The organism is Paenibacillus sp. FSL R5-0475, assembly GCF_038004585.1.
Lineage (GTDB): Bacteria > Bacillota > Bacilli > Paenibacillales > Paenibacillaceae > Paenibacillus_AQ.
On sequence record NZ_JBBORK010000001.1, the window covers coordinates 6267989 to 6293534 of the forward strand.

Sequence of the window (25546 nt, forward strand, 5' to 3'; positions counted from 1 at the left end):
GGAGTTCGTACGATATGAAGAGGAGTAGACAATGGGTAGCTCTCGTCATGGTTGCGATCATGATCGTAACGATGATGCCGATCGCGCAAGCGGAAGAGGCGCTGCCGCCTACACAGACAGAGGAACAGACACCAGCGAACCCGCCGGGCGAAGCCGATCCGGTCGAGGTGACGAATCCATCAGACCTACCGGGAGCAGGTACGGAGGGTGTTATTGCGTCAGTGTATGGGGCGGTATATCACAATCTTGCAGCGGGCTTATCTTATGAGTGGTCGCAAGAGCCGGAAGCTTCCTATCCGGATGAAGGCAACACACTTACGGATGGTATATATGGGGCAAGCAATAGATCCGACGTGTCATGGGTTGGACATCATTTGGGTAAGACACGCGAAGTTGTGTTTGATTTGGGGGCGAAGAAATCACTCACGGGTATTAAAGCCAATTTCCTCGAAGATTGGCCAACGAACAATGTACTCGTGCCACTCACGGTATCGATGTACGTCTCCGATGACAAAGTGAACTGGGGACTGCTCAAAGACAATGCCACGCAGAAGCTGTGGAATGACGGCAAATACACGGAGACCTATGTGTGGGATGGCAGTAAGGATGGTATCAAAGCCATCGGCCCAGATGCGAAGATCGCCTATGCTCGCTATGTGAAAGTGACATTCACAATGCATACGCGTGCAATGACCTTCGTGGATGAGATTGAAATCCTCGGTGAAGACGGCAAAGTTGCCGGAGCCGTAACTGTTCCAACGAATACGCCGCAATTCTTGGCGGCAGGCGAAGCGACAGCGGGTATCGAGCATCTTGGACTTTTGTATAACGGGCAATATGCGAATGACTTAGGCATCTGGACGAAAGAACGGATCATTCCGAATATTAGTTATGTCGATAAGGACGGCAAGATTAAGGATCGACTCTTCGACGGCGTCCTGTATCTTGGCATTAACTCTCCAAATCCAGGTCGTGATTTCGGCGGGCGGGCTTATCTGGAAGATTGGCAATGGTATCTGGATAAGACCTTTGCGGTAGGCGGTGATATGGATGCGTTAAACGCAGCGGCTAAGGAAGTATCCGATGCGTTGAACGAGTCTGGCGTGAAGGAAAAGGTTGTCCTCATGATTCCGGATCCAGGTGAATCGATCACTAATTTCGGAGCTATTGAACAAGGTGGAGAATCGCTGAACTTCAATGATTCCGTTGGCAAAGAGAAAGCCCTTGCGAACCGTGAAAAAGCAGTTCAATGGTGGCTGCAGCAAGTCAAATCGAGATGGGAAGCAAAAGGTTACGCTAACCTCGAGCTTGTAGGTATGTACTGGTTCGAAGAGCAAATCAGCACAAGCCAATCCGGACCGGATCTGATCCGTTCGGTGAGCAGCACCCTGCATGACATGCAAATTAGCGGCAAGGACCTGAGGTTCTTCTGGATTCCGCACTTCTTCGCTTATAAAGCGTTCATGTGGAAGGATGTCGGCTTCGATGCGGTGACGATCCAACCGAACTACTTCTTCGAGCCGACGGATATCGAGCGCTTGGAGGATTCTGCGAATCTGGCGAAGCAGTATGGCATGTCCAATGAACTCGAGTTCGATGATCGGATGCTGACGGACGGCGTGTTCCGCGAGCGGTATATCGATTACTTGAACAGCGGTGCGAAGACAGGGCTCATGAAGGATGGCTTCAAATCGTATTACCAAGGCAACAATGCAGTCTATAACACCGCGGTAAGTAATGATCCAGCGACACGCGTTCTTTACGACTGGCTGTATCAATTTGTTAAAGGAACGTATCAGGTCAACGAGGCTCCGCCTTCCGAGGTAGACGTGCAGATGAACGGCAAGCCGTTCCAGAGCGGGATGAAGCTACCCGATTCAGAATCCGTATCCTTTACATGGAAGCTTAGAACGGATGATGGTCTGACGAAAGTGACGGCGACGTATGACGGCAAGCCTTATACAGCGGGTACCGTTATTTCGCTTGCAGGCAAGCTTGGCAAGCATGAGCTTAACATTACCGTTACGGCGGGGCATATGGTGACTAAGTCATATGTTATCGAAGCAACGACAAATGCATCTGGTATGAAAGCGTTAGTCGACCGCTTCGAAAAAGCGAAGCAATTTACGAATTCTGCAACGGTGCGTTCTTTGAACAACTATTTGGAAATGATGAAGCGCTATGAAGGGAACGATGCAGCGCAAGTCACCAAGTATCTCAAAGGCTTTAACGCAAAGCTGGATGAATTCAAGAAGGCGGGTACGATAAAAGATGAGGCGTACAATACGCTGAAGGAAAGCATCTATTACCTCATAGGCAATTTGGCGCAGAATAAAACGGTAGAAGCTTCGTCGACCGAAGGCAATAATGCGAATTATGCACCGGTTAAAGCCGTCGATGGATTCCCTGCTTCAAGATGGGCGAGCGAATACGTGGACAATACTTGGTTCCTGGTCGATCTCGGTGAAGTGAAGGAAATGGATACAGTTCGAATCGATTGGGAATATGCTCGTGCAGATAAATACAAACTTTTTGTGTCGAACGATAAGCAGAACTGGATCAATGTCATGCCAAATGACGGAATTATTACCGCGCATGATGGCAAAGAAACGATTCAGTTCAACCCGGTCAAGGCAAGATACATGAAGTTACAAGGCATAAAAAGAGCAACCGATTACGGATATTCCATCTACGAGTTTGGTGTCTATAACCTCTCGGGCGCTGTAGACGTGAAAGGCATTGAGGGCATACAAGTAAAGGTTGACGAGGAAGCGAAAAAAGTAACGATTGATGGATTGCTGATGAATGGCGTCCTTACAAATGTGAAGTTGAAGGTGCTTGATTCGAAAGGCAAGGTTCATCTCGAAGATGAGACGAAGAGTACAGTCGCGGGAAGCTTCCAATTCACATTCAAACTTACGGGTAATTTAAAGGGAACCAATGAGGCGTATCTATCGACTGGCTATATGAGCGAGCCTGTAAAAGTGACCTTTGAATACTCAAAAGAAAACCCAGGTAAAGGTCACGATAAGTAATGGATAAATAATCCATCCAAGCAGTAATACGACCCGCGCTGAAACTTCCTGTACCGGTTATCGAATTATCTGTCCGAGTAAGACTAATAACCGAAGTAACAACGTTTGAGGCGTAACATAACAAGCCGATTAGGTGCCAGACCACGGGGTCTATACCTAATCGGCTTGTTTCTATGTACAGTATCAAGATATTATTCAGGTTTTAGTGGGATTGTATTATGTATTGTATAATAGAACGACTGCCTCAACAGGTATTTATAACATAAAACATAGGAGGATACATGTCCTGGAGCAAATTGAAGCAACAACTGGAGAGTTTTCTCTGTCCTGCGTTATACGGCAGGGTTGAATATCGCGCAAGTAGTTACCGTTATTTACCTGATAAATCAGGGAATTGTTATATTTCGGTAGATAAAAAGAACGTACTTAATATGAATGATAGAACTAGCTCAATTAGATGGTATCAGACGGAGCAGGAGATTAAGAATGATTCAGATCTTCAAATTCCTATCAACCATGAAGACATTGAAGCGGTTAGAAAAGATAGCAAGGGGATCATCCCGGAGGATCGTTTAATAGTCATTGCAAGAAGCAGAAAAATATCAGAAGTTGCAAAGGAGCTTTTGTCAGCACAGACGTCATTAAGTAAATCGAATTTTATTGTTATAGCTACTAAGTATTTATCTATTTCCATAGAGGAGAGCTTAGAAAGTGACGATATCTTATTGAATATTCTAGCCTTAGTGGACAGACGAGTTGGAAAAAAGCGAATTTTAAACATGAGCGAGAAGATGAAGTTAAAGCATCCAAGTGTGCAATATTTTTATGAACTAAGGCGTAGTACATTATAAAAATAAATAACTTCATTGAATATTCAAGAAACACTCCCTACAAAAATCCCTAATTCTACGCGACTTCTTCCCACCATAACAATAGCCATGATAATGAGAGGGATGTTCGCATATGGTGCATATGGAATCGGAGAGTGTCGCTCTACTGGTAAGGAAGGATACAGTGTTATGAAATCCTTATATTTATTGGACTTTACGGACAAGTATGAGGAAAAATCGTTGTTAAAGAGATGGCATCATTGCCGTCTCTTTTTTGTTTCACTTTTTTAGTATTGCGCTGACTCTGGTTCCCGCTACCGCATCTTACGATCACAAGTACGAAGACTGCATGAAAATTAGCGTTGATGCTTATGTTCAAGCTCTCTCTGCTCTGCTAGGTGACGGGAATCATAGACGTACTTGCGTGATGTTGCTACGATGTTCCATGGAAATTAAGTGAAAGTGATCACAAGAAATTACAGAAGGAGTTATTTATCGTGAAAAGAATCGTAACACTGAGCACCCGCAAACTGATGGATACCGCAAAACACGGCGGATGCGGCGCATGCCAGACATCTTGCCAATCCGCTTGTAAAACTTCCTGCGGCGTTGCAAACCAGAAGTGTGAAAATGCAATGAACAGATAGGATTCGGAATTTTACCGCCCATTGCTCTGCTGATGGGCGGCTATTTTTAAGAAATGGATACTATCCCTAAAGGATGGCAAAGCCATTTCTACTTGTGTGCAAAAGGAGCTTGATTAGTAAGTATGATTCATCAATATAAACTAAACGGATACAATATCGTGCTCGATACCTATAGTGGCTCGGTGCATGTTGTTGATGACCTAGCATATGAAATTATAGCGGATTATGAGAAAACTTCTGCCGACCAAATCGTGACAACGCTGTTGGATAAATATAAAGATGATTCCAGCATTTCCGAGAGCGACATTCGAGAAACCATCGCGGATATCGAGGAACTTAAAAATGATGGACAGCTCTTTACAAAAGATGAGTATGAGAACCTCTCGCTCGATTTAAAAAAACGAAAAACTTATGTTAAGGCACTCTGCCTCAATGTTGCGCATACCTGTAATTTGTCATGCGACTATTGCTTCGCTAGCCAAGGGAAATACAACGGAGATAGGGCAATCATGAGCTATGAGGTTGGACAAAAAGCTATCGATTACCTGCTTGAAAATTCGGGTCATCATCGAAACCTGGACATCGACTTTTTTGGCGGGGAACCGCTCTTGGCTTGGAAAGTGGTTAAACATATCGTAGCTTATGCAAGAAGCAAAGAACAAGAATACAAAAAGAAGTTCCGCTTCACCTTCACGACGAACGGGATGCTGCTGAACGATGAGGTCACCGAGTTTTTAAATCAGGAAATGTACAATGTCGTATTAAGCCTAGATGGAAGAAAAGAGGTTCATGACCGACTTCGCCAAACGGTTAACGGAAAAGGCAGCTACGATCATATTGTTCCGAAGTTCAAGGAATTCGTTCGTAAGCGCGGGGACCAAGAGTACTATGTTCGAGGAACTTACACTCGTAACAATGTCGATTTCACCAACGATATATTTCATATCGCAGACCTTGGTTTTGACAAGATCTCGATGGAACCAGTCATCTGTGATCCAAAGGAACCTTATGCACTTACCGAGGAGGACCTGCCGGAGATCTACAACCAGTACGAAATTCTCGCCAAGGAAATGATTGGACGTGATGAGCAGGGCAAGGGGTTTACCTTTTATCACTACATGCTTGACCTCTCGGAAGGACCTTGCATCCAGAAGAGAATTACTGGCTGTGGTTCAGGAACCGAATATCTTGCTGTCACCCCTTGGGGAGAGCTTTTTCCTTGTCACCAGTTCGTCGGGGATGAAGAATACAGCATGGGAAACCTCTGGGATGGCATCACAAAACCTGAGCTGCAATGTCAATTCCAAGAGAGCAACTGCTACTCGAAGCCGGAATGCAAGGACTGCTGGGCTAAACTCTACTGCAGCGGTGGTTGTCCTGCCAATGCACTGCACGCGACGGGTTCCCTCGTCGGAACCTATGACTTCAGCTGTGACGTCTTCCGCAAAAGAGTCGAATGTTCCATGATGGTAAAGGTTGATGAATCTATTAGAGCGATGGAAGGGCAATCTAGCTAGTTAACGTAACGGATGAAAAAACTCTAACCGAGAAATAGACACTTTTAAATAAAGTGCCTTTCTCGGTTTTTTTTGTATTAACTAGAACTATGATTATAGATCGTTTTTTCCATCGGCAATCAGGATGAGGAATTCAAAACGTGACGGCCTAATCTGTTTAATAGACAGAGAGGGCTTTTTTAATGTGCGAATCTATGATTTTTTCTTTGAACACAAATATATATGACTAAAGTCATATTAAATTCGTGATTTAGCGTATTTTTTTTGTCGAAAAATAAACTATTTTCTAAGAAATGTCGATATAATAGGATAGAAATCTGCTTTTCTGTATTAACTGCAATTACGGAAGCGTTAACAATTATATGAATAGTCATTCGACAAGGAGGAAAGCAATGTTAAAAAAGTTAGGCAAGATTGGATTGGCTTTTATATTAGTCATTGGACTGCTACCGATGATTTCACTCCGGGCATACGCTGCCATCCCCTCATTCACCAAAACGGTGGACTTTCCCATTCAGACTCCAGTTACAAACGCCTCGGGTAAGAATGTTTCTGATGTTGATGTTCTTCCTGACGGAAGTACCGCAGTAGTGTTGAACACATTCGCTTATCAAGGCAATTCCTATGTTTATTCTTATTTTTTAAAGATTTTTGACCGCACGGGAGCACTTAGATCAGATGTTGATCTGAGTAGTCTAATGGATACCTATTACAAAATGATTGATGTGAATATGCTTGCGCTAAGTGATGGAAGGATTCTGATTACTTACCATAAAAGCGACAGCGGCGATAACAATTTGCAATTGGGAACCGTTAGGGAGAGTACTCCCAATGCCTATTTTATGGTGCTAAACCAGTCAGGACAAAAGGTGGTCGGTCAGACACAGATTAATACATACTCTGCCGCCAGTACCCCGGCACTCACGCGCTTTGTCTCTATAACGGAATTGTCTGACGGCAATATAGCTTTTTCCTGGCAACGGAACGACAATATTAGCACGGCTACGCGTGTGTTCACTGTTGAGGGTAACCCAGTTTCGGGAGAAACACTTCTGGTTTCCCATAATGCGAGCATGTCTAATGTATCCGCTGGAGACGGTGTATATATGGTTGCTTACAATTCAGGAGTAGGACCCCAGACGGATACTGTTTATCTGAAAATATTCAGTAATAGTGGGACTCTGTTAAATACGATTAATAAAGGAATAAGAACGGATGAAAAACAGCTGTTTCTATCCACGTTGAACAACGGGAATTTCATGTTCAGCCAATATAACTATAGAAACGACTCATCAATGGTTTCTTTATATGATAAGAACGGTACGAGTAAGGGTGATTTTACAGTAAGTGGCTCTCTAGGCGAATCTTCGGCTGCTATTTATAGGGATGGTGCAAACCCGGGCTTTGTAACCGTAAGTACGGACCCCACTTCTACCAATGCCATCAATGATGCGTACAACAACTTTAAAGAATGGTCGGGAACGCAGTATGCTTACCTGAATTATTATGACAATGACGGTAACTTAGTCTTTACATCGGATCAGCCGGTGGATTCCGCTCCGGTGGCTATGCAGGGTTTCAATGAAGCCACTTGGATGTACGCTGTGGAATATTATCCAAGCTTCAAATTGTATCCCACCTTTGGTGACAAGCTTGTCTTGGTGACAACCGATAATACGGATGCTGATCATTATAGAATAACCGCTAAAATATTTGAGACGGGAGCTCCGGCACCAGCGGCTATCATTGACTATGCGGCTGAGCAACTGACCGGACTGACGCCAAACAGCGCCTACTCGGTTAACAACGGTACAGCGGTAACGGTGACAGCGGATGGTAAGCTGGCTATAGACAGCAGCTGGTTGGGAACGTCAGTGAGCATCGTGAAGAAAGGCGATAGCTCGTCGACAACGGATAGCCCGGCACAAACGCTGACTATTCCATTCCGTCCAGGGGCACCGACTGGTGTAACGGCGACGAATGAAACGGCGATAAGTGCTAACGATGGTACATTGACTAACGTAACAACTGCGATGGAGTACAAGAAGGGTGTGGCGGGTACTTGGACGAATATTTCAGGTGCAACCGTAACGAGACTTGATCCGGACATGTACTATGTCCGGACAAAAGCGACGGTGACGGCGTTTGCGTCAGAAGCGAAGAGCGTGACGGTGGCTACGTTTGTGGCAACACCGGAAGTGACACCGGCAGCCATCATTGATTATACGGCAGAGCAGTTAACCGGTCTGGTGCCAAACGGCTCGTATACGGTGAACGGTACGGCAGTAACAGCGACAACAGATGGTAAGCTGGCCATTAACAGTGGTTGGTTGGATACGTCGCTGAGCATCGTGAAAAAAGGCAATGCCTCGACGACATTGGATAGCGCGGCGCAGACGCTAAGCATTCCGCCACGTGCAGAGGCGCCGACTGGTGTGATAGCGACGGATGAAACGGAGATTAGTGCTAACAATGGTACATTGACGAACGTGACAACCGAGATGGAATTCAAGAAAGGTACAGCAGGTGTATGGACGAGTGTAGCAGGTGTAACCGTAACGGGACTTTTTCCGGACACGTATTATGTGCGGACGAAAGCGACGACTACGGCATTTGCTTCAGAAGCGAAGATCGTGACGGTGGCTACGTTTGTGCCAACGCCGGAAGCGGCACCGGTAGCCACCATTGATTATGCGGCTGAGCAGTTAACAGGTTTAACGGCAAGCGGCTCGTACACGGTAAACGGGGCTTCGCTAACAGCGACAGCTGATGGCAAGCTAGCTATTGATAGCATTTGGTTGGGGACGTCATTGAGCATCGTGAAGAAGGGCAATAGTTCTACGACAACGGATAGCACAGCGCAGACGCTAAGCATTCCGATCCGTCCAGGGGCGCCGATAGGTGTGACGGCGACAGACGAAATGGCGATAAATGCTAATAATGGTACATTGACGAACGTGACAACCGAGATGGAATACAAGAAGGGTGCGGCAGGTGCATGGAAGGATGTGACGGGTGTAACCGTAACGGGACTAACTCCGGACACGTACCATGTGCGGACGAAAGCGACTGGGGCGGCATTTGCGTCAGCTTCAGTGCAAGTAGCGGTGGTTGCTTTTGTAGCAACACCGGAAGTGGCACCGACAGCTGTTATTGATTATTCGGCTGAACAATTGACAGGTCTCACGCCAAACAGCTCGTACACAGTAAACGGGGGTTTGGCAACAGCGACAGCTAGTGGACAATTAGCTATTGGTAACAGTTGGTTGGGAACGTCGCTAAGTATTGTGAAGAAAGGCAATGGCTCGACGACAACGGATAGTGCGGCGCAGACGTTAAGCATTCCGTCCCGTTCAGGGGTGCCGACTGGTGTAACGGCGACGGATGAAACGGCGATAAATGCCAACGATGGCAAATTGACGAACGTAACAACCGTGATGGAATACAAGAAGGGCACAGCAGGTGCATGGACGGATGTGTCAGGCACAACCGTGACAGGACTTATTCCGGACACATATTATGTGCGGACGAAAGCGACTTTGACAGCATTTGCGTCAGAAGCGAAGATCGTGACGGTGGCTACGTTCGTGCCAACGCTGGAAGCAACACCGACAGCCATCATTGACTATGCGGCAGAACAGTTGACAGGCTTGACGCCAAGTGGCTTGTACACGGTAAATGGTTCAGCGGTTACGGCGACAGCGGATGGTAAGCTGGAAATTAATAGTAGTTGGATAGGAACATCGCTAAGCATCGTGAAGAAGGGCAACAGCTCGACGACAACGGATAGCGCGGCGCAGACGCTAAGCATTCCGTCCCGTTCAGTGGCGCCGATTGGTGTGACAGCAACGGGTGAAACGGGATTGAACACAAACGATGGTACGCTCATCAATGTTACTACTGCAATGGAATACAAGAAAGGTACAGCAGGTGCATGGACAGATGTACCTGGTACAAGCGTGACGGGGCTTACTCCAGACACGTATTATGTGCGGACGAAAGCAACAGCGACGGCATTTAGCTCAGCTTCGGTGCAAGTGACGGTATCGGCATTCACGAAAATGCCAGAAGCGACGCCAGCGGCCGTCATCGACTATGCTACTGAACAGTTGGCAGGCCTGACGCCAAGTGGCTCATACATGGTAAACGATACAGCGATTACGGTGCCAGTAGATGGCAAGCTGGAAATTGATAGCAGCTGGTTGGGAACGTCACTGAGCATCCTTAAGAAAGGTGACGGTTCAACAACTACGGACAGTGCGGTACAGACGTTAAGCATTCCATCTCGTGCAGCGGCTCCGGTAGGTGTGACTGTTACGGATGTAACGTACAATGGGGCTAATAACGGTACCGTTCAGAATCTGACAGTCCAAATGGAATACAAAATAGGCAGCACGGGTCTTTGGACAGAAGTTACAGACACAATGATTACGGACCTTGCGCCGGACACGTATTATGTTCGGGAAAAAGCAACGGCAACAGCATTCGCTTCTATTGCTGCTCAGGTTATCGTTCATGACTCGAATGCGGTCATTCCGTCCGCGCCTGAAGTCACGGCTGATGATCTGAACAATACGATTGTTGGTCTGGACACAAGTATGGAATTTTCAGTGGACGACGGACTATACGTACGGTACGACGGAACCAACTTACCCGATTTGAGCGGTGAGCACATTGTTAAGGTACGGGTGGTAGCTAGCGGGTCCGTTCCGGCGGGACCGGCAACCACGCTGACCTTTACAATTAATATGCTTAACCCTGCGGGTGGCTTGAACGTGATTGCCATCGATCCAAGTGGCTCGGCAAATAACGGCTATACGCAAATCACCGTTACGCCTGCACTGGCTGAAGGACATAAGCTCTTTTATAAGAACTTTGGCGCTGGTAGCACCGTCGTACCAAATGTGGGAGATGTCCTGATTGGATACACGCTTGTAGGCATTGAAGGATTGGTTCCTGCGGCCAATGGGGATACGATTGGGATTGCAGAGGTAGATGCTGACAGCAAGGTGGTGAAATACGGTAGTGCAACAGCAGCTGTGGTGGCTGATACCGTAACACCTGGTACTGATCCGGTCAGCCCAGGATCCGGAAACAACTCGAATAGCGGAACAACCCCCGGTAAGGCTAACACAGTCGTAACCGATGTGATCGTCCTTGTTAACGGTAAGGAAGAGAACGCAGGCAAAGCAACAACAACGGCCTTAGGAAACGTGGCAACAACTATTATCGTCGTCGACCCAGCTAAACTCCAAGTGAAGCTGGACGCGGAAGGTAACGGGGCGGTGGTGACCGTTCCGGTGACGCAGGATTCCAACATCATCGTCGCTGAGTTAAACGGTCAAATAATTAAGAACATGGAGAACGCATCGGCTACCCTAGTGTTTCAGACAAGTAAAGGTACTTATACTTTGCCAGCCGACGAAATCAATATTGATGCGTTAGCTAAAAAACTTGGAAGCGGCTTGAAGCTGGAAGATATCATACTGAAGATTACGATCAGTGAGACCTCGCCATCTATGAACCAAGTAGTGACAGGTGCTGCAAGCAGTGGTGGATTCACACTTGTTGCACCGTCACTAGATTTCACTGTTACCGCTACTTACGGTACATCGACAGTGGAAGTGAGTCAGTTCAATGCTTACGTAGAGCGGATAGTGACACTTCCAGGTGGTATTGATCCGAATCGGATTACGACTGGAGTCGTTGTGGAGCCAGATGGCACAGTGCGCCATGTACCGACTAGATTCGTTCTGAAGGACGGCAAATACTACGCAGTTATTAAGAGTGTGACGAATAGCTCGTATTCGGTGATCTGGCATCCGCTGACTTTTGCGGATGTGGAGAATCATTGGGCGAAGGACGCCGTGAACGATATGGGATCTCGTCTAGTAATTAATGGAGTGAACAAAACGATCTTTAACCCGAATGCAGATATCACCAGGGCAGAGTTCGCGGCGATCATTGTACGCGGTCTGGGACTGAAACTTGGTGAAAGTAAGACAGCATTTGCGGATGTATCAGCGAATAGCTGGTATGCAGGTGCGGTTGAAACGGCATCGAAGTACGGTCTGATCACCGGTTTTGAGGACGGGACATTCCAACCGAATGCTCCAATCACTCGCGAGCAGGCCATGAACATTATCGCTAAAGCGATGAAGTTAACAGGCCTTGCGGACCAGACTGGCACAGTGGATGTGACAAACGTGCTCGCAGCCTTTACAGATGCCGGTAACATAGGTGTCTGGGCTAAGGACAGTCTGGCGCTTGCGGCCAAAGCTGGCTTGATTAGTGGCCGTGGTGACAATAAGCTGGAGGCAAAGGCTAATGTCACCCGCGCGGAAGTGGCAGTTCTGATTCAGCGGTTGCTGCAGAAGTCGGGGCTTATTGATTAAATTGTGAAGGGTAATGAAAAGCGGATTCAGCATAGGGCTGAATTCCGCTTTTTTTTCTTGATAGGGCTTCGTAAAGATCTGTTTGGAGAAGGATTGGTCAAGGCACGTTTGATTATTTGTGTAATTTCGGATTCTTCTGTCAACATAAGGAGGGATTACAAGGGGGGGGAAGCCCACAGCTTGTCCGATTAATTCATCATATGCAGGAGTTTGTCTTTATAGATGAACCCTATCAATTGATTCGTGCTGATTTGATAGAAATAGTAATTGGACAAATTCAAGCACTTAATACGGAATTAGTATCTGTGAAAATGCAGCTACAATACATAGAGAAGTATAAACATAATGCGGCTTTTGTCTGCTTGCTGGAGCAGGATCAATCCAATCTGATTAAATACCTTGCACCTATTGTATATATGGATGATATAGACGAGCATGCCAAACGCTTTGATAATTTAATATATAGTCTAATGCTTGCACAGGTTGAGGAATCTCCTCAAATGATGAGGGCTCATCGTATAAAGTTTGTTCACACTGTCTACCCCACTCATGTAGAATGCATAGTATTGATGGAAAGAAAGTCGCAACCCCAAAAACTCGTGAAAAAAACGGGGGAATCATCAAATTCAAGTGTGTCTTTATTTATGCGAACAATGGTGATTGCAGGTTGTGGCTGTTTTTAACAGGGGGTTATTCATATTGAACAAAGAGGTTAGCCAAATGGCTAAACCCCTTTTTAAGTTGCTTTTGTAAGTTGTAACTGATTTCTATTCAGTCGTCTTTGTGAACGTTTAAACAGTTAATTCATCTTGTGAATCAAAGCTCCTCTTTAGAGTTCTTCATTGGCTTTGAAGCATGGAGATGTTAGAAGGATCCTACCATGAAAAAACCAAACAAAATTACTGCTGATTTCTAAAAAGAGAAAATATAGGTATTTAGTGCTAATAAAATGGATACGAAATACCGATGTAATATTATGGGTGGTGACAATATGAGAATTGCGCATAACATCTCTGCATTAAATACATTAAATAAATTAAATAAAAATAACAAATCCATAGGAACTTCATTAGAAAAGTTGTCTTCAGGATTATTTATTAATAAAGCGGCAGATGATGCAGCGGGATTGGCAATATCGGAAAAAATGAGAGCGCAGATTCGTGGATTAGCTCAAGCTGGAAGAAATATTCAAGATGGTATTTCACTAATTCAAACCGCTGAAGGGGCATTAGGGATAATACAAGACCCTAATCTTTTAAGGTTAAGAGAACTTGCTGTACAGGCTTCTAATGGTACTTTAACTGATTCAGATAGAAGTCATATTCAAAAAGAAGTTCAACAAATTAAGCAAGGGATAAATGAAATTGCAAATAACACAAATTTTAACGGAATTAACTTATTGAATGCCAGTTCGAGCAATTCAGGAACCTATACAATATATACAGGTGAGAATATTTCTTCATTAACTAGTTCAACTTTAATTGGAAATAGTGACAATATTCATAATGCTGCAGGGGTTGAAATTATTGCCGGGGTGAATGATGAGCTGACGGTGAAAGTTGATGGGAATTCTTATTCTGTTACTATTGCCTCAGGGATGTATAACGGCTCTTCAACTGCTATATACAATGATATTAATTCCAAACTTGCAGCATTAGGGGCACCTGTAAAACTTACTGATGTGTATAGTAAGTGGGATGATACTCATATGAGAACATTACTTACGAGCACAATACCAGGCAATCATATGATCGAAATCGAGGGAACTGCATTTAATGAGATATTTGCTCAAGAAGATAACTTTTTGGGGAATTATCAAGTGTGGGGAAGAGAGGCGGATTTTTCAATAGGTTATACCGTGGTTTCAGGTGTAAACGATACGCTTGATTTTAAAGAAAATGGAGTATCCAAAACGATTGTGCTAACTGAGGGGGCCTATAGCAGAGATGAGTTTATTATTGAATTAAATAAACAACTCACGAATGTCGGAGCCCAAGTTACGGCGTCTTTTACTGGTCCAATTGGCGTAAACACGAGCGCAGGGCCGGGTAATACTCATTACATGCTCTCATTGAAGCATAATTCAAGCAATTCTAAGAATGCCATACAGTTGGTATCCGGCAATGCATTGAATCCATTATTTATACGTTTGGCTAATCCTGGTGATGTTTGGACTCCAAGTACAAAGAGTTACCTCTTAACCAATATTGATATTTCAAACGGAATATCAATAGAAAATAGTCAAGATTGGGAATTTACCGTTGATGGTTCAATCAAAAAACAAGTTACATTAGGCGCAGGTTCATATACTACTTCCGATTTCATTAATATCCTTAATAATCAATTTGACAAAATTAGTGCTGGTATAATTGCTAAAAATGATAACGGCATACTTAAGTTTGAGCGAGAAATGAATGGTAGTAGTTATACGGTATCTGATCTAACAATCATTGATGCTGCTAAAAATAGTAATACATTACATTTAGAAGTAGGTCCGAATGCAGGTAATATCTTTATAGTTAATTTATCAGACGCGAGGACAACTGCCCTAGGCATTAATGGGATTGACTTTTCAACAATACAGGGTGCAGAATCAGCAATATCCAAAATTGATAAAGCAATAAAAATAGTTTCAGCAGAGCGGTCTAAGTTCGGTGCTTATCAAAATGCATTAGAACACATACATAATAATGTTTCGAATTACGGAGTTAATTTAACGGCAGCGGAATCAAGGATAAGAGATGTGGATATGGCGAAAGAAATGATGAGAATGACTAAGAATAATATCATTGCTCAAGCATCTCAAGTGTTATTGGCTCAAGCCAATCAAAAACCACAAGATGTCTTAGAATTATTAAATATATAAGTTTAGTTCCTTCTTGCTTAAGAATCAACCAAGGCTAAGATGTATGGGCTATTATAACAATTAAGCGAATACTGCCACATCAGGACTGTCCAATAAGTGTGGAAAGTGTGGCGTTTCTTGTGCGAAAGTTGTAGCCCCACAATAAACTCGTGACTAAAATCGAATGAAGACGTGATAGACATCGGAGAAAAGCATGAGTGAAGAAGTGAAAATCTTATCCATCAAGCCTTTCCCCTGTCTTTCTATCAAGATATTATTCAGATTATTATAAAGTCGTGATATAAAAAAAGGAAATAATTGGGGAAATTACGGTTTTTTAACAGGAGTTTATTAATACGAACAACGGAAATAACGAATGAGAAGTTATATGGGATTGGGGGATTGCCTTCTCTTCATTGAAAGGTATTATTTGATGTCTACCTAGCAATAGAAATCATCTGTAAGCGACTGAAGCATACAAAGTAAGAATCAGAAGTTGCTTCAGTTCTCCATCTTTTTGGACGTTATACGTACGTACTTACGCTTGATCGCCAAATCTTTTTTCAGCAGTAGAGTTCACCATCAACATCACTTCACTAACCCTCCCCCAACAGCTCCCCAACAGAAACATCCAGAGCTTTCGCAATGGCAACCACCTCATAATCCTGCACGAGTCTATATTGACCCTCCAAGCGCGATAAACTGGTTGGACTGATGTCTAAGCCGAAGGTTTGCAACCTGGCAAGGAAATCCTTTTGCTTCATTCGCTTAGCTTTTCGAATGGCTACAACTCGGGTTCCGATGATATTTTTGTCACCCGGGGGCTCTTTGCGATGCCTCATTTTGGTGTCACCTCACAATTTAACCAAATTGTATGCGAGGTAAATATTGTTTTAATGCGGATATCGAATTAAAATGAAATAAACCGATAAACGCATTAAAATTTCCATACATCGTCTACAGATATAGCTTTTCCCGGAAGGTGGGGGTGCAATGCAACATCTGATGTACAAATATGAGGAGGAAAAGCGCAAGCTGAATGAACTCGGACAGAAATCACTGGAGCAGGGAATTCCGTTAAGCAGTAATGAAGCGGTTCAGGCCCAGAGCCGTAAGATGGACGAACTCATTAATCGGATGTATCAAGAAAAAGTTGGACATACAGCATCTTTTCGTTTGAACTTTTGTCTTGGAGGAGATGTGGTGGGCTTTCCTGTATGGTTTTTACAGACAATTCAAGGTCGATTGGATGAGGTGACCGCACAGATTGAACATCAATCCGAGCCTAGACATGTTTTTGAAGAAGAGCGCAAAGCTTTTCAAGCGTTGTTTGACTCCATGGACATTGCACGTATGCCAGAGTTTGAGTACTGGGAGGATAAGCTTCAATTGAAGCAAGCCGTTCTTTATGAACGTCTATATCTACAAGGACTAAAGGATGGCATGCAGCTTGCAAATGCCTTTACTGTTCCTTCAGCTCTCTCGGACTAAGGCATGCCCTATAGCTGCCGGAAAATACATAAGTATCGGAACCAAAGTGGATAAACGCATACTTTATTTTCGGACTGTACATGCGACAGTCTTTTTTCTTGTATATGTTTGGAATTTTTGCTTTTTTCGATGCTGTTCATCCAAAAAAGAGAGCAGGCCTCCACTCATAATTCGAATAAAGGGATATGTTCCCAAATTGTCGAATAACCATACATATTATAGAATCAGATCATATGAGGTTCTCTTATGCTGAAAACTCTATTTTCTCTCTTTATAAGATCCGAATCCAAACCGCCACAAGCTGAGCGTTGGAAGCTCCGTAAGCTTTACAGCATCAATCCTAGGAATAAAAAATGTAATTGTGCCACTGGGTACTCCCATAAGTAAGATAGATAAAATCAAGTATTTCGGAGCCGATGTAATGCAATTAGGTAAAAATTATGATGAGGCTCATTCATTAGGTATGAAGTATATTAGTGAACGCGGCTTAACCTATATTGACGCATACTATAGTGATCCAGAAATCTATGGAGGGCAAGGGACCGTTACAATTGAAATTGTGGAACAGAATAAAGATATTGATACCATAGTAGTTCCGATAGGTGGTGGAGGTCTTATTACAGGGATCGCGGTTGCGGCTAAAGCGATTAACCCAGCTATCCGTATTATTGGAGTACAAACAGATGCTTGTCCTGCAATGTTGAAATCTTACGAAGATAACATCTTCTATGAAGAATATCCTAACGAGGAGTCATTGTGTGATGCTCTTCTTGGTGGAGTCGGGAAACTGAGTTATGAGATGGCAAAAGATTATGTTGATGATTTCATAGCAGTATTATTAATAGGTAATTCAAAGAGTCATGTAGGCATAGATTGGTAACTACATGACTCTTATTTATCTCAGATTACGAAGATAGTTCTTCATCGCTGGGTATGATTCCATAACGCTCTAAAGCTTTTGACGATGATTCGAGCATCCGCTTTTTCAAATAATCGCCTTCGACCACCCAAACCCGCTTTCCCAGAAAACGTATCTTGGAAAGTAAATACTCGAGCTCATCCCCAAGCAGAGAAACTCTGACTCGATAGGTATCCTTCTCCGTATCATACTCAACATTTTTTTCAAAGCTGGAGAAGGCGTATAGAATACGGGATAGCTCTGCGTTATAAACGCGGACAATTTCAATGATGACTTCGGTTTTGCGCGATTCAAGCGTTTTTCCGATCTTCCTTAGAATGTTCTTTGCTGCTGAGGGTTCGATTGGTTCTGATGTGACGGACTGAATCTTCTTTAGCCGGGTACTCATCAAGGAGTGATGCCGAGTGTGATACCAGAGCAAATACCATTCTCTTTTGACCATGGAGTATTCCAGCTTATACGGAAACCCCAAATGATCCTTATTAATACGGTCGCCCTTAATCGCGTAGGTGATAAGAATGCCCGTTTTATTCATGATATGCCGGCGCAAAGATCGCAGAAGAGGGTGGTAGACCTGTTTTTCTAGCGTACGGGCTTTTTCAATCAAATGATTGGAAATATCCATCCCCTGTTCCGACTCAAGGGCAGTACGTAGCTTGTCCATAGTATCCGCAGTGAAAGCATCAGCTGCCGAGGGATGCTCCAGCATCGTCTTCAGCCAGGCCCGTTCGTGCGTAGTGATCATGAAAGTACCGGAGTCCTCCAATCGGGAAATGATCTGGTGATTGAATATTTTCTCAAACAGATTCATAGTAAGCTTGGATCTCCTTCCATTCAGCAATGATTTCCTGGCGAAACGAAGCGGGCTCCAGAACCTCGCAGCTAGAACCGAAGCTACGCAGCCATGGCTTAATTTCAGTCACCCCGTTTACGATGATTTCATAAATAAACGAATGTTCATCCTCAAACACAATTTCCCCCCATTGTCCCTGCAAGAGTACCCGTTCCTTGATGAAGTTCGGTTCCGAACCTCCCGGATTAAAAAACCGGACACGTACGGTCACCGGCCGGCCAGTATCTATCAACCAGCTGTACCTAATCTTCTCGGCAAGCTCTTTGTTCTTTTCGTCGTACCAGATCTCATCCACAGGTTCAGCTTCTTCGATTTGCGTAATTCCTTCCATCCGGTATTTCCGAATACCCTGTCTATCATATGAGAGCAAATACCATCTTCCATATTGATGATCGTACACAATTTTAAGTGGAACCACCTTTTCAGCTTTGCCCTCTGGTTCACGTTCAAACAGGGGATTGGTGTTTTTGGATGCGTAGCTTTTCTCAGACTTCGGTGAGAAATAAAGAAACCTGACTTTGCGGCGATGGCGCATGGCATGAAGAAGTGTAAACAGATGCGCCTCATCTAAAATCCTCGAGTAATAGTGATATTTATATAAAAATGGTTCAACGGCATGCCGCTCAACTTGATTGCGGAGAAGATGTTTTTTTAATCCATCACGCAGTAAATATCCTTGAACGGAAGGGACTTGAGTGTTCGCCATCACATCTACAAAATCATATAAATCGATAAGCTCTTCATCCAATAAGCTTCGAATCAAGTCGTCTTGGATTCGATACCGGTACGGGCGAGATCCCGGCTCTCTTGTAATGACTCCGACCTCCTCCAAGTATTTGAGATCCGAGCGAATGGTCTTTTCGTCAGGTAAAGGTAGATCAGAAGGCAGACTGCTGCAGCACATCTCCAATAAATCCTTCGCAGTCAAGGATTGTCCATTCATTGCACCTAGAAGCAGCGAGACTCGCTGGCTTTCAGATTCCTTTACGGATTTGGCGCGGAATAGAAATAAGAGTAATGGATCGGTGGAGTCATAATATCTGAGGCGAAAGGTCTCGGAAAATTCCCTGCTCTGTTCATCCGCCAAGTGCTGGTGCGTGGAGCTAGCTACTTGTTTGAGTCGTCGGATCGTTTTATCAAAGGTGTGAACGGAAATCCCCAATCTGTCTGCGAACTGTTGTCTGCTGAATGCCCCACTCGTAAGCACCAGCATTCGCAGAAACTGTATTTCTTTATCAAAGCTTTCCTTAGCCAAAGGTATCCTCCGTTCAAATGAAGCATCTTCTTCCATTGTAACAGGGGAGGGATTTGGGTGTAATGGAAAAGTTTATATGCAGTCGTAATACTTTCACCATGTTCGTTAAGGCTGAAATGAGCGATTATAGAACCTGTAAGACAGCATTTAGCAAGATGGTAAACGCCAAATGGCGTTTCATCATACATTGGTTCTTATTTGGACGGTCGTAACGAGGCGCGGATATCGATGTATCCCGCAGTGCCGTGCATGCTATGTTACGGTATCCTGTACGATCGGATCGGTAGGAATCCCTTATTAGGGGTTCAATTCCCCAATCGCCTTGGACGCGATTCTGGTAGAGCACTCGACTTCAAATCGAGCGAAAAATTGAAGAAAAGACCAAAGGCTAGAATCCCTTGCAGCTAGCTTTAGTGCACTGAAGTAAGGCTTTGCAATCCGTGGATACCGCTTGTGCGAAATTTCAGGAAGTTCTCTTAGATTAAAGTGTGAGAATATCCATGAGAACAACAGATAAATCGCTTAGCTAAAACGAGATTCCGCCAGAACTTCAGTGGGATTCTAAGACCAATGGTCGAACTAATTAGGGGGAAACATTATGTTGAACAAAGTAACGATTCAAGCTGACGAACGTGGTTTGCTATTTCATAAAGGAAGTTATGTGAAAAAGCTGATGCCGGGGAGCTATCACTTTTCAATGTGGTCAAAATCCACCGTTGTGGTGTTGAGTATCGCTAAACCATTTAATGTGGAAGGAAAAGATATGAAGTTATTCCTTCATGATGAAGATCTCGTGCGTGAGCTCGATATCGTACGTGTACAAGATCACGAGTATGTTCTGTACTATGAGGACGGGAAATTTGTTCAATTACTTAAGCCTGGTGTCTACGCATTCTGGAATATACTTAAAGAACACACCTTTTTCCATGCAGATATCAGACAACCTGAATTGCCTGTCGAGGTAAACCGTGCAATTATAGCGAAGCTAACATCTAGTGTGCAGTCCTACGAAATTGCGAGCTACGAATCTGGATTTCTGTTTTATGATCATGTATTACAACGAGAACTTCCTCCTGGCAAGTACCACTTCTGGAGAGGTCCAGTTTCGACTGTGGTAAAGACGATTGATTTAAGACAACAACAAATGGATCTCATCGGCCAAGAGATCATGACGGAAGACAAAGTTTCGCTGCGGCTTAACTTCGTTTGTCAGTACAAGATCGTAACGCCATTACGTGCTCTGAAAATGAAGTCATTTGACGAGCAAATCCATATCCAGCTTCAGCTTATGCTGCGGGAATATGTCGGAACGCTCAAATTGGATGATCTTCTGAAACGAAAAGAGGACGTTGCGTCGTTCGTCCTATCCCGTTTACGTGAGAAGGGTGAAGAGTTCGGAGTAGATTTCCTGAGTGCTGGGGTTAAGGATGTCGTTTTGCCAGGGGAAATGAGAGATATAATTAACACTGTTCTGCTTGCGGAGAAAAGAGCACAGGCAAATCTAATTACTCGTCGTGAAGAAACGGCCTCAACCCGAAGCTTGCTTAACACCGCAAAGCTAATGGATGAGAATCAGACGCTGTTCCGACTGAAAGAGCTGGAATTCCTCGAGAGAATATGCGAGAAAATCGGATCCATATCTTTTACGGGTGGCGGGGATTTGTTGGAGCAATTAAACTCTTTGCTTGGTGAACGAAAAGCGACAGGCAAATAAGGAATATCAAATGGAATAGATAAGTGCCACTCTTAATGGAGATTGGCATTTTTTTGGTTTTTTTCTGAAAAGTTTCTGTATATTCATCCAGTTCACAATAGGTTCATATAAGTGGTTTAACTTATGGGTATCAAGAGTTTAGTACGATATTTGGAGGAAGAAACCCATGAAAAAAGCAAAAGAAAATTTAGATTACCCGTTTTACAATGAATTACCTGTACAAATTCCTGTTATGAAATGGCTCGTTGTAATGGTAGCGATTGTATTGGGATTTATCGCGTTGACCACTCGAATACCGTTTATCCCATTGAAAGTTAACGAATATTTAGCACCTATATTGTTCACGGGAATTCCGCTTGTTGCATTCATTTGGGCATCTAAGGGTCATGCGAATCACCTGTTTCGTAAAATTACAAAGAATGATGTTAAGTGGGGTGTGCTGTTCTTTATCTTTAATATAATTGCTACTCCGATTGTCGGTCTCATTCTAGTCTATGTAGTAAAAGTTAATACTGTAGCTGATGCGGTAGTTAATGTCTTTGCAGAACTTGATTCTCTTGGTAAAGTATTGATGTTTGTCAAAATGGGGATTCAACTTGTTGGTGAAGAATTGTTAACCATTTTACCATTCCTGTTTATATTGCAATTGTGTGTGGTGAATTTCAAGCTTTCTCGCAGAGTGGGAATCTGGATTGCATTTCTTGTTACAGCAGTGATCTTCGGAGCCATTCACCTACCAACCTATCATTGGAATCTCGTACAAGCACTTGTAGGTATTGGCCTTGTACGTCTTGTTCTTACAGGGGCTTATATGAAGACTAAGAATATTTGGGCATCTAGTATCGCGCATATTTTGAACGACTATGCAATTACATTGTTCAGCTTGCTTACAGCTTCGTCCGTAGCACCATTCATCATGCAGCATTTCATTCGTTGAATAAATATGCCAATATTGGGTTTAATTAAGTATAGTTGAATTTATTGTTGACAATCCCACCGGATTAAAATATAGTAATCCCATCAGATTAATACAAATTACAAATACTTAAATTTAAGTATTCAAATGTTTAAAACGGAATATGCTGACTGGTTCAACCAGAGGCTCAGGGGACAAACGCTAGTCGTTGTCACCTGAGCCTTTTTGTTTACTTATCCGAATAATAACTAAAAGAGGTGAAGTCCATGGCTGCTTCTGAAAAAATCAGGTTTGAGAGTGTCACCAAAACCTTCAGTGTCCGAGATTCCAAGCAAAAGGAGGCAACAGGGCAATTTACAGCGGTAAAAGAGTTGGATTTTTCCGTAAAAAAAGGTGAGTTTATAACGATAGTAGGTCCAAGCGGGTGTGGTAAATCAACTTTGCTTGATTTGATCAGCGGTTTATCATCACCAACACAAGGTCGCATTTTAATAGATGGTCACCCCATAACAGGTCCAGGGCTTGATCGGGGCATTGTGTTTCAGCAGTATGCTTTATTTCCGTGGAAGACCGCGCGCAGCAATATTGAATTTGGATTGGAAGCAAAGGGGATTCCTAAGCATGAACGTAGAGAGCAGGTTGGGCATTTTCTTTCGTTAGTTGGGCTTAGTAATTTCGGAGATCGTTATCCACATGAGCTTTCCGGGGGGATGAAGCAGCGTGTAGCCATTGCCAGAAGTCTTGCCTTTAACCCAGACGTCTTGTTAATGGATGAGCCTTTTGCCGCACTGGATGCCCAAACAAGAGAATCACTGCAAAGTGAGCTTTTACGAATTTGGCAGAAGACCCAAAAAACCATAATTTTTATTACGCATGGTATTGATGAGGCCGTTTATCTTGGGGAGCGAGTAGTCGTCTTGACACCTGGGCCCGGAACGGTGAGGAAGATTGTAGATATTCCGCTAAAATCACGATTGGAAGATGCGGATATTCGCTCACATCCTGATTTTGTGAAGGCACGTCATGAAGTGTGGGGTTATTTGCATGAACCTGAATACAGAGGTGCGTATATTTAGTTGATAAAGGAGGGTATTCCCATCGAATCCGTAAAGACTGCTCATTCAACGTTACAGCTGAAGAAACGAAATCCTGTTTCTTTTTCCGGCGTGCTTAAGGTGTTTAAACAGTCTATTGTTTTAGTCTTATTGTTCTTACTATGGGAAATCGCACCACGGGCGGGCTTAGTTGACGCAGCATTTTTCCCACCTATTTCTGAGGTAATCACTGCTTTGTGGAATTTGATTGTTTCAGGTGAGCTTTTCACTCATTTCTTAGCAAGTATCATTCGTTCGTTCAGTGGATTTGCATTAGCCTTATTGATTGCGATCCCGTTAGGATTACTGATTGGCTGGTATCCATTGGCCCGAGAGCTGTTAAATCCAGTGTTGGAATTCTTCCGAAATACGGCTGCGCTCGCTTTACTTCCGGTATTTATGCTGCTGTTAGGGATTGGTGAAACCTCTAAGATTACAATCGTCTTATTTGCTTGCACTTGGCCTATTCTTCTAAACACGATTGCTGCTGTAGGTAACGTCGATCCCTTACTTATTAAAGCGGCTAAATCCATGAATATTAAGTCGTTCAAATTATTTCTGAAGGTGATTTTGCCGGCATCCGTGCCAACTATTTTTACAGGTATTCGGATGGCAGGAACAGGGGCGATATTAGTATTGATTGCTGCAGAAATGGTAGGGGCAAAAGAAGGCTTAGGCTATTTAATCACTTATTCTCAATATAACTTCCAAATCCCTCAAATGTACGCCGGTATATTAACCATTGCCTTATTGGGCTTGCTAATCAACCAAGGCTTGACCTTACTCGAGCGTAAATTTTCTAAATGGAAGCAACCGGTGAATGAATAGAAGGATGATTTTGAAATGATATTTTTTAGGAATAATACCAACTAAACAAATTGAATTAATTATATATTGATTGAACTTAAAAAATCTAAAAAGGAAGAGTGGCGGAGGGGAAGTTTGGAACTGTAGCTCAGAAAAATAGAATTCATTTGGAAAAGGAGAAGCGAGATGAACAAAACAGTAGCACTGCTTATACTTGTAGGCTTGGTTAGTGGGATTTTATCTGGCTGCTCAGAGGGTAAGTCCTCCGCGAAAAGTGGAGAAGATCAGATCCTGCAATATCAGTCTGCCCCTGGAAGTGTCTCTTTCCCAGAGCTAGCTGCCGATTTAGGCTACTTAGGAGATCTGAAGTTAGAGTCTATTGGTGACAGCGTGGGTGGTCCAGAAAGTATTCAATTAACCGCGACGAAACAAATTGACTTTGGTGCAGCATTCAATGGAGCCATTATTAAATCTTACGCCAAGAACGTAAAAATAAAGTCGGTCATTGGCTCCTATGGCAGTGATAAAAATACGTATGTAGGTGCATATGCCCTCGAGGGGGGAGCTATAAAGTCGGCTAAAGATTTTATTGGTAAAAAGGTAGGGGTGAATATTCTCGGTGCTCATTCGGAATTCGTCATTAAAGATTATTTACGCCAAGGCAACTTGACCGAAAAAGAAATTGAACAAGTAACCTTGGTTACAGTCCCAAGTTCTAGTGCAGAACAGATTCTGCGAAATCATCAGATCGATGTGGTTATGTTAAGCAGGATTGCCCGAGATCGGGCTTTAACAACAGGAGGAGTCGCAGAAATTTTCAAGGATATTGATGTGTTTGGGACAGAGTTTACTGCGGGTGATTACTTTTTCACAGATCAGTATATCAAGGATAATCCTAATACCGTCAGGCAATTTGTAGATGGAGTGGCTAAGGCGATTGAATGGGCCCGAACGACACCTAGGGAGGAAGTAATTAAACGATTCGAGGAAATTATTAATAAGCGTGAACGCAAGGAAACCACAGATAATCTTAAGTTTTGGAAGAGTACGGGCATCTCTGAAAAAGGCGGTGTGATCACACCATCGGAATACGATGTTTGGATTGATTGGCTTGTGGCAAATGGGGAGCTTAAAGAAGGCCAAGTGAAACCGGAAGAGTTATATACGAACGAATTTAATCCTTTTGCTAAATAATTTTCTATATAAGTTGAAAAATAAACAATAGGAG

The 25546-nt window shown here is 43.6% G+C and carries 18 protein-coding genes; 15 read left to right on the top strand and 3 right to left on the bottom strand.

Features of this window, described 5'->3' with window-relative positions:
- The first annotated feature begins 14 nt into the window (after positions 1-14).
- The 7 genes from MKX41_RS28065 to MKX41_RS28095 all read left to right on the top strand — a co-directional run bounded on the left by MKX41_RS28065 (position 15) and on the right by MKX41_RS28095 (position 15290).
- Positions 15-3035, top strand: coding sequence for a DUF4855 domain-containing protein (locus tag MKX41_RS28065; RefSeq protein ID WP_340974060.1), 3021 nt, complete (start codon positions 15-17; stop codon positions 3033-3035).
- 281 nt (positions 3036-3316) lie between these two features.
- Positions 3317-3886: an SF0329 family protein gene (locus tag MKX41_RS28070; RefSeq protein WP_340974062.1), complete on the top strand. Its 570-nt coding sequence runs from the start codon at positions 3317-3319 to the stop codon at positions 3884-3886.
- A 476-nt stretch (positions 3887-4362) separates the two neighbouring features.
- The gene (gene scfA, locus MKX41_RS28075; protein ID WP_076098734.1) at positions 4363-4512 is read left to right on the top strand and encodes a six-cysteine ranthipeptide SCIFF; all 150 of its coding nucleotides are present in this window, start codon (positions 4363-4365) and stop codon (positions 4510-4512) included.
- Positions 4513-4634: 122 nt separating this feature from the next.
- Entirely contained in the window at positions 4635-6029 is a 1395-nt protein-coding gene (scfB, locus tag MKX41_RS28080) for a thioether cross-link-forming SCIFF peptide maturase (RefSeq protein WP_340974063.1), read from the top strand.
- 392 nt (positions 6030-6421) lie between these two features.
- The gene (locus MKX41_RS28085) at positions 6422-12424 is read left to right on the top strand and encodes an S-layer homology domain-containing protein (protein ID WP_340974065.1); all 6003 of its coding nucleotides are present in this window, start codon (positions 6422-6424) and stop codon (positions 12422-12424) included.
- Positions 12425-12660: 236 nt separating this feature from the next.
- Complete coding sequence (locus tag MKX41_RS28090; RefSeq protein WP_340974066.1) at positions 12661-13107, top strand: hypothetical protein; 447 nt, start codon at positions 12661-12663, stop codon at positions 13105-13107.
- A gap of 308 nt (positions 13108-13415) precedes the next feature.
- Complete coding sequence (locus tag MKX41_RS28095) at positions 13416-15290, top strand: flagellin N-terminal helical domain-containing protein (RefSeq protein WP_076300253.1); 1875 nt, start codon at positions 13416-13418, stop codon at positions 15288-15290.
- Positions 15291-15865: 575 nt separating this feature from the next.
- Here the strand turns inward: MKX41_RS28095 and MKX41_RS28100 are convergent.
- Positions 15866-16111, bottom strand: a complete 246-nt coding sequence (locus tag MKX41_RS28100; RefSeq protein ID WP_076185152.1) for a helix-turn-helix domain-containing protein — start codon at positions 16109-16111, stop codon at positions 15866-15868.
- A gap of 151 nt (positions 16112-16262) precedes the next feature.
- Between MKX41_RS28100 and MKX41_RS28105 the strand changes: the two genes are divergently transcribed.
- Together MKX41_RS28105 and MKX41_RS28110 are read left to right on the top strand one after the other, a co-directional pair.
- Positions 16263-16760, top strand: a complete 498-nt coding sequence (locus MKX41_RS28105; protein WP_340974068.1) for a hypothetical protein — start codon at positions 16263-16265, stop codon at positions 16758-16760.
- 301 nt (positions 16761-17061) lie between these two features.
- On the top strand, positions 17062-17640 hold the full coding sequence (locus MKX41_RS28110) for a pyridoxal-phosphate dependent enzyme (protein ID WP_340975113.1): 579 nt from the start codon (positions 17062-17064) through the stop codon (positions 17638-17640).
- A gap of 25 nt (positions 17641-17665) precedes the next feature.
- On the opposite strand, the gene MKX41_RS28115 is transcribed toward MKX41_RS28110, so the two are convergent.
- Together MKX41_RS28115 and MKX41_RS28120 are read right to left on the bottom strand one after the other, a co-directional pair.
- Positions 17666-18490, bottom strand: a complete 825-nt coding sequence (locus tag MKX41_RS28115; RefSeq protein WP_340974069.1) for a WYL domain-containing protein — start codon at positions 18488-18490, stop codon at positions 17666-17668.
- Positions 18477-19787 (bottom strand): helix-turn-helix transcriptional regulator, encoded by a 1311-nt coding sequence (locus tag MKX41_RS28120; RefSeq protein ID WP_340974071.1) that lies wholly within the window; start codon positions 19785-19787, stop codon positions 18477-18479. The genes MKX41_RS28115 and MKX41_RS28120 overlap by 14 nt, the downstream gene beginning before the upstream one ends.
- Positions 19788-19849: 62 nt before the next feature.
- On the opposite strand from MKX41_RS28120, the gene MKX41_RS28125 reads away from it, so the two are divergent.
- From MKX41_RS28125 to MKX41_RS28150, 6 genes are all read left to right on the top strand, one after another.
- Complete coding sequence (locus MKX41_RS28125) at positions 19850-19999, top strand: hypothetical protein (protein ID WP_156113052.1); 150 nt, start codon at positions 19850-19852, stop codon at positions 19997-19999.
- A gap of 386 nt (positions 20000-20385) precedes the next feature.
- Positions 20386-21501: a slipin family protein gene (locus MKX41_RS28130; RefSeq protein WP_340974073.1), complete on the top strand. Its 1116-nt coding sequence runs from the start codon at positions 20386-20388 to the stop codon at positions 21499-21501.
- A 166-nt stretch (positions 21502-21667) separates the two neighbouring features.
- Positions 21668-22438 carry a CPBP family intramembrane glutamic endopeptidase gene (locus tag MKX41_RS28135; RefSeq protein WP_340974074.1) on the top strand — a complete coding sequence of 257 codons (771 nt, stop codon included), beginning with the start codon at positions 21668-21670 and terminating at the stop codon, positions 22436-22438.
- Between the two features lie 245 nt (positions 22439-22683).
- On the top strand, positions 22684-23493 hold the full coding sequence (locus tag MKX41_RS28140) for an ABC transporter ATP-binding protein (protein ID WP_340974076.1): 810 nt from the start codon (positions 22684-22686) through the stop codon (positions 23491-23493).
- A 57-nt stretch (positions 23494-23550) separates the two neighbouring features.
- Positions 23551-24339, top strand: coding sequence for an ABC transporter permease (locus MKX41_RS28145; protein ID WP_340975115.1), 789 nt, complete (start codon positions 23551-23553; stop codon positions 24337-24339).
- Positions 24340-24504: 165 nt separating this feature from the next.
- Positions 24505-25512 (top strand): ABC transporter substrate-binding protein, encoded by a 1008-nt coding sequence (locus tag MKX41_RS28150; protein WP_340974077.1) that lies wholly within the window; start codon positions 24505-24507, stop codon positions 25510-25512.
- Positions 25513-25546: the final 34 nt, after the last annotated feature.

Bases quoted from the DNA above. Each gene is read 5' to 3' on its own strand.
- MKX41_RS28115 (WP_340974069.1), bottom strand. From the start codon at position 18,490: ATGAATCTGTTTGAGAAAATATTCAATCACCAGATCATTTCCCGATTG.
- MKX41_RS28105 (WP_340974068.1), top strand. From the start codon at position 16,263: ATGCAACATCTGATGTACAAATATGAGGAGGAAAAGCGCAAGCTGAAT.
- MKX41_RS28100 (WP_076185152.1), bottom strand. From the start codon at position 16,111: ATGAGGCATCGCAAAGAGCCCCCGGGTGACAAAAATATCATCGGAACC.
- MKX41_RS28130 (WP_340974073.1), top strand. From the start codon at position 20,386: ATGTTGAACAAAGTAACGATTCAAGCTGACGAACGTGGTTTGCTATTT.
- MKX41_RS28085 (WP_340974065.1), top strand. From the start codon at position 6,422: ATGTTAAAAAAGTTAGGCAAGATTGGATTGGCTTTTATATTAGTCATT.
- MKX41_RS28125 (WP_156113052.1), top strand. From the start codon at position 19,850: ATGGAAAAGTTTATATGCAGTCGTAATACTTTCACCATGTTCGTTAAG.
- MKX41_RS28135 (WP_340974074.1), top strand. From the start codon at position 21,668: ATGAAAAAAGCAAAAGAAAATTTAGATTACCCGTTTTACAATGAATTA.
- scfB (WP_340974063.1), top strand. From the start codon at position 4,635: ATGATTCATCAATATAAACTAAACGGATACAATATCGTGCTCGATACC.
- MKX41_RS28150 (WP_340974077.1), top strand. From the start codon at position 24,505: ATGAACAAAACAGTAGCACTGCTTATACTTGTAGGCTTGGTTAGTGGG.
- MKX41_RS28095 (WP_076300253.1), top strand. From the start codon at position 13,416: ATGAGAATTGCGCATAACATCTCTGCATTAAATACATTAAATAAATTA.
- MKX41_RS28065 (WP_340974060.1), top strand. From the start codon at position 15: ATGAAGAGGAGTAGACAATGGGTAGCTCTCGTCATGGTTGCGATCATG.
- MKX41_RS28070 (WP_340974062.1), top strand. From the start codon at position 3,317: ATGTCCTGGAGCAAATTGAAGCAACAACTGGAGAGTTTTCTCTGTCCT.
- MKX41_RS28140 (WP_340974076.1), top strand. From the start codon at position 22,684: ATGGCTGCTTCTGAAAAAATCAGGTTTGAGAGTGTCACCAAAACCTTC.